The following is a 6,011-nucleotide window of genomic DNA, read 5'->3' on the forward strand; positions in this document are numbered from 1 at the left end:
GTTTCTTCCAACAAAAGTAACGCATTCAAGCTTTCGGTCGGGCTTTTCGGTGCGCGGCCACGCTCTCGCCGCCTCGATCCCTGGCCGGGCCTGTTAAGTTCGGAAGGCTTATGCCCCCTTCTCGCACTTCGCGATCGAGCTGTTCTTGGCGGCACCCGACAATGGCTTGCCGTCCGCGCTCACCGCCTTTGCAGCGCAGCTATCGGCTAGGCACTTCTTCATGAACGACGTCTTCGCGGCGCCCGCGAGTACCTTGCCGTCCTTGCCGACCGCTTTGCTCTCACAGGTCTCCTGCGCCATCGCCGTGCCGGCGGCGAATGTCGCAATCATTGCAGCTAAAAATACGGCTCTGATCATGTTTCTCTCCTTTACCGCGCAGGTAGCGTTTGCCGCTAAAATGCCTGTCGCCAAATGTCTCGCCAAGTGACTGGAGTTGACAGCAAGTTCCGCGCTCGATCAAGGGCCCGCCAACGGGCAGGTCTGACTATGCAGCGGTATTTGGCTTTGCCAGCCGAGTGGCATTCAGCGCCGGCGCTCACCATGCGACCAAACCATCGACAAGACCTTCATCATTACCAATGGGTGAAGCCCGATTTATTAGCTCGTTTGATTTCACGCGAGGGTAACCAAGATCGTCGCGGTTCGTTGGATTTCGGCATCCCTGTCATGCGTATCACCCTCAAAACACAACGTTTTACCACTTCCTATACTATTACCCCCTAAGCCTGCGTGCATCGCGGTATCGCTCCTTGCCCGGGTTTTGATCATGTTGAAAATCTACAATTGCATCGCTCACGAACACGATTTGAGGCTGGTCGGCCTTGCCGCATTCATTTGCGTGCTGGCTTCGTTGACCGCGATCAACCTGCTCCGGCACGCCCGTAAATCGACCGGCAATATGAGAATGCTGTGGCTTACCGTCTCGGCGATCTCGACCGGCTTCGGCATCTGGGCGACCCACTTCGTCGCGATGCTGGCATTCACGCCGGGAATTCCGAGCGGTTATAATATCGGCCTGACCGTCCTGTCGCTGGTCGCCGCCATTCTCTTGACCGGCGTCGGACTGTACGCTTCGCTGATTCCGAACTGGCGCCACGGCCCTTGGGTCGGGGGCGCCATCGTCGCCGGCGGCATCGCCGCAATGCACTATACCGGCATGTCGGCCTTCGAAGTCGCCGGCATCGAAATCTGGGACCCGACGCTGGTCGCGGCGTCGATCGTGATCGGCGCGGTGCTGGGTGCGATCGCACTTCCGGTCGGCCTTCACGGCGACGAAGAGAAGTGGAAGGTCGGCGGCGCCGTTCTGCTGACGCTTGCGATCTGCAGCCATCACTTTACGGCTATGGGCGCGGTGTCGATCATTCCCGATGCGGCCATCGAGGTTCCGGCATCGACGCTGCCCAGCGCAGTGCTGGCGCTGGCCATTGCGCTCTCGAGCTTTGTGATTATCGGACTGGCATTGGCCGCCGTCGTGCTCGACATCCGCGACGTGCGCCGCTCGGAACTCGAGGTCGACCGCATGCGCGACCTCGCCGACGCCTCGGTCGAGGGACTTCTGGTGTGCGACGGCGAGACCATCGTTTCCGTCAACACCAGTTTTGCCCATCTGGCCGGAGTGCCCGCCTCCAGTCTCGTCGGCGCCGGGCTCGAACGCTGCTTCCCGGACAAGATTGCACGGGCCAAGCTGCTGGCCGGATCGAACCAACCGGTTGAAACCAGCCTGCGCCATCGCGACGGTTCGGCGACGCCCGTCGAACTGCTGTTGCGGCCGATCGTCTTTGCCGGACGGCCTCACCATGTGGTCGCGGTGCGCGACTTGCAGGCGCGCAAGGAAGCCGAGCAGCATATCCATTACCTCGCGCATCACGACGCGCTGACATCGCTTCCCAATCGCAGCTACTTCAACGCCCGCGTCGATCAGGAAATCGCCAGCCTGACCGGCGGCGAAAGCCTCGCCATGCTCTGTCTCGACCTCGACCGCTTCAAGGAAGTCAACGACCTGTTCGGCCACGCCGCCGGAGATACAGTGCTACAGACGGTGGCTTCGCGCGTCACCGCTGTGCTCGGCGAGCGTCAGATCATGGCGCGGCTGGGCGGCGACGAGTTCGCCATCCTGATGCCCGGGGTAAGGAATCCGGAGGCCGCGGGCCGGTTTGCCGAGACCATCCTGGAAGCCCTGCGCGAGACCAGCGATAAGCCGGAGACCAACAGCATTTCGACCAGCATCGGGATCGCGATCTGTCCCGATGACGCCACGGATCGCGAGTCCCTGCTCAGTCACGCCGACACCGCGCTCTATCGCGCCAAGACCGACGGCCGCAACACCTATCGCTTCTTCGAAGCGGCGATGGGCGCCGTGGTCCGCGAACGCCGGATGCTGGAGCATGATTTGCGCATGGCGATCGCGCGCAACGAGCTGCGGCTGGTGTATCAGCCGCAGACAGGCGTGCAGGACGAGGTCATGACCGGCTTCGAAGCGCTGTTGCGCTGGAAGCATCCGTCCCGTGGCGAGATTTCGCCGGCGGTCTTCATTCCGATTGCCGAGGAGAGCGGCACGATCCTGGAGATCGGCGATTGGGTCATCAAGACGGCCTGCCGCGAGGCGGCGACGTGGGAACAGCCGCTGACGGTGGCCGTCAATGTCTCGGCGGTGCAGCTTTACAATCCCGATTTCGTCCAGCAACTGCATCAAACCCTGCTCGACACCGGACTTTCACCGCGACGCCTCGAAATCGAGATCACGGAAACCGCGCTGGTGCGCGATTTCAATCGCGCGCTGACGACCTTGCGGCTGATCAAGGCGCTCGGCGTCCGCATCGCGATGGATGATTTTGGCACCGGCTATTCGTCGCTGTCGAACTTGCGGGCATTTCCGTTCGACAAGATCAAGATCGACGGCTCGTTCATCAAGTCGGTCAATTCCAACGAGCAGGCCGCGACCATCGTCCGCGCGGTGCTGGGGCTTGGTCGCGGGCTTGGGCTGCCGGTGCTGGCCGAAGGCGTCGAGACCGACGCCGAACTGCAGTTCCTGCGCGACGAGCTTTGCGATGAAGTGCAGGGCTATCTATTGGGGCGCCCCGCGGCGATCGGCCAGTTCCGCCATCTCACCCATGGCGAAGTTGTTATCGACGACGCCGTTGCAGCCGCGCCCCGGGCCAAAACCGCCTGAGACCTCACAAGCACCCACGTCATCCTGAGGTGCGAGCACTTGCGAGCCTCGAAGGATGGCTGCAAGCACCGTGCTGAACACCATCCTTCGAGGCGCGCCAAAGATGGCGCGCACCTCAGGATGACGTCGGTGATTGCTTCACAGCCTCTGAGGAGCGCGCATTCCCGGCAGCGCGTTAGCGCTGTCCGGTGCGCGCGTCTCGAAGGATGGCGTTCTGGCGCCATGGTTCGAGACGGCGCCGAAGAAGCGCCTCCTCACCATGAGGCCTCGCTTTTATTCGCCGTCGCGCAGCCGCCGGTAGACCGCGCCGAGCACGTTGGAATAGTCGTCGGTCCAGACCCGCTGGTTGGTGTCGGCATCGGTCTCTTCCCAGACCTTCGAGGCCGCCAATTCGCCGACGTCAGCTTCCGCGCGGGCCGAGACCACGACGTCGGTGGCAAAGATATATTCGCTATCCCGGTTGGAATCCTCGTCGTAGACCCAGCTCTTCATGCCGTTGGCGTCCGCGATGCTGACCACCACGCTTTCGAGTTCGAGATGCCGGTTCGAAACGTGCATCACGACCACGCCCTGCGGGGCCAGCTTGTCCTTGTAGATCTTCATCGCCTCCTGGGTGGCGAGATGGATCGGGATCGCATCCGAGGAATAGGCATCGACGATGATCATGTCATAGATGCCGTCGGGCTCGCGCGCGAAGGTCAGCCGCGCGTCACCCATCACCGGCTTTAAGCCCGGCTCACAGTTCTTGATATAGGTGAAATATTTGGGGTCGCTTGCGGTATCTACCATCGACTGGTCGATCTCGAAGAACTTCCAGCTCTCGCCCGGCTGCGAGGCGCAGGCCAACGTGCCGGAGCCGAGGCCGATCACCGCGACCCGAAGCGGCGCGCCCTTGCGCTTGCGGATCGCCGTGATCGCCCGGCCGATGCCGCCGTCCTTGTGATAATAGGAAATCGGCTCCGGGCGGCCGGTCAGCGGCGTACCGTCGTCGTTCTGGAACTTCTCGGCGCCATGGATCGTGGTGCCGTGCATCAGCACATGATATTGACCGTGCGGCGTCACCACGATCTTGTGCACGCCGAAGAAGCTGCGCACGGTCTCGACCCGCCCGTCGTCGGACGGGTAGGCGCGGATCAGCACCAGTGCCACCGCGACGGTGGCAAAGATCTTCCAGCGATTGGCGTTGATGCCGAGCGCCAGCAAGGCCGACAGCACGCCGACCGCGCCGATCATCCAGAGCCGATAGTCGACCAGCCAGCCCACGAGGGTGCCGCTATCGATCCAGGACGGGGCCAGCAGGGCCGCCGCGAGCACGGCCAAAAACGGCCAGTACCACAGGCTCCAGCGCGGCAGGCGCTCATCGCCGCCCGGCGGACGGCACAGCGCGGCCAGCGCCAAAAGGATCGGATATTCCGCGATCCATGAGAATGTGAAGGGCGCGATCAGGCCCGCGAACAGCCCGCCGAGCATGCCACCGAACGACAGCGCGACGTAGAAGCCGGTGAGATATTTCGCGGCCGGCCGGGTGCGCGCCAATTCGCCGTGGCAGGCCATCGCGATGATGAAGAAGGCCAGCAAGTGACCGCCCAGCAAGAGCAGCAAATTCTGTTCGCCCCCGATCGCGAGCAGCACGATCACGCCCGCGATGGCCAGCGGCTGGGCCAGCAACATCCAGCGGTGCGGCAGCAGCGGGCGGGACTGGAACACCAGCACCCAGGTCAACAGATAAAGCGACAGCGGCAGCACCCACAATAGCGGCGCGGCGGCGACGTCGGTGGAGATATGCGCGGTGACCGCGATCAGCAGGCCCGACGGTACTGCGGCGAGGAAAATCCAGCGCGCGCGCAGGGTCCAGCTTGGCGCCGGGGCATCGTCGGGCCCGGCCAGCACATCCACCGCCGCATTGGCCGGCGATCGCAGCAGCAGCACGCCGCAGGTCGCGATCAGGACGATCAACAGGCCATAGCCGCCGGTCCAGATCAGGTTCTGCGTGCGCAGCGTGAACATCGGCTCCAGCAGCACCGGATAGGACAACAGCGCCAGGAAGCTGCCGATATTCGACGACGCGTAGAGGAAGTAAGGGTCGGGACCGTCGGGATGGCCGGTGCGGACGAACCAGGCCTGCAGCATCGGGTTGTTGGCGGCGAGCGCGAAGAACGGCAGCCCGATCGAGACCGCAAACAGGCCGAGCAGCCAGAACGCATAGCCCGACGACGGCGGCTCGCCCCAGCCGCTCGCGATCGACAGCGGCAGCGTCAGCAACGCGACCACGAGCAGCACCAGATGCACCACGACTGGAATCATGCGGTTTTTGAGCTGCATCAAAAAGTGCGCATAGGCATAACCGCCGAGCAGCAGCGACTGGAAGAAGACCATTGCCACCGACCACACCGCCGGCGAGCCACCAAGCCGCGGCAGCACCATTTTGGTAAAGAGCGGCTGCACCGAGAACAGTAACAGCGCGCTGACAAAGATCGCCGCGGTGTAGACCACCAGCAGCAGCCGGTTGCGCGACGCCGACGGCTGGCCGGCGACCGCGGCGGCAGGCGTATCAAATGAAGTCATGAAAGCTCCGGCGTGGACCCGGCTGGCGCCGGTGGCGGGATTCCGGCGCAAGGCGGGCCGGGAACGGCAATGGATCATATCGCACCGTCGCGGGCAATGCGGGGCGAACCGCCCGGCGTATCACTTTATCGCTGTGCGGGCGGGCGCGTGTTCGGTAGAAACACACTGTCGTCCCGGCGAACGCCGGGACCCATATGTGGACGGCCCCCGTGCCACAAGAGTTTTTTTCAGGGTCTGATCGGATCGCTTGCATCCATATGTCCGGCCTGTTGATGCG

3 protein-coding genes are annotated in these 6,011 nt (G+C 63.4%); 1 reads left to right on the forward strand and 2 read right to left on the reverse strand.

Translation table 11 applies throughout. The annotated features are described in order from the left end of the window. Positions 1-108: 108 nt before the first annotated feature. Positions 109-357: a hypothetical protein gene (locus GSQ88_RS24725; protein ID WP_159010358.1), complete on the reverse strand. Its 249-nt coding sequence runs from the start codon at positions 355-357 to the stop codon at positions 109-111. 409 nt (positions 358-766) lie between these two features. On the opposite strand from GSQ88_RS24725, the gene GSQ88_RS24730 reads away from it, so the two are divergent. Next, positions 767-3,169: a bifunctional diguanylate cyclase/phosphodiesterase gene (locus tag GSQ88_RS24730; RefSeq protein WP_159010359.1), complete on the forward strand. Its 2,403-nt coding sequence runs from the start codon at positions 767-769 to the stop codon at positions 3,167-3,169. A 273-nt stretch (positions 3,170-3,442) separates the two neighbouring features. Here the strand turns inward: GSQ88_RS24730 and GSQ88_RS24735 are convergent, their stop codons facing one another. Beyond that, positions 3,443-5,734, reverse strand: a complete 2,292-nt coding sequence (locus GSQ88_RS24735; protein ID WP_159010360.1) for a spermidine synthase — start codon at positions 5,732-5,734, stop codon at positions 3,443-3,445. Positions 5,735-6,011: the final 277 nt, after the last annotated feature.

Source organism: Bradyrhizobium sp. S69, assembly GCF_009766005.1.
Classification (GTDB): domain Bacteria; phylum Pseudomonadota; class Alphaproteobacteria; order Rhizobiales; family Xanthobacteraceae; genus Bradyrhizobium.

Excerpts from the sequence above, each read along its gene's own strand:
- GSQ88_RS24725 (WP_159010358.1), bottom strand. The coding sequence starts at position 357 with ATGATCAGAGCCGTATTTTTAGCTGCAATGATTGCGACATTCGCCGCC.
- GSQ88_RS24730 (WP_159010359.1), top strand. The coding sequence starts at position 767 with ATGTTGAAAATCTACAATTGCATCGCTCACGAACACGATTTGAGGCTG.
- GSQ88_RS24735 (WP_159010360.1), bottom strand. The coding sequence starts at position 5,734 with ATGACTTCATTTGATACGCCTGCCGCCGCGGTCGCCGGCCAGCCGTCG.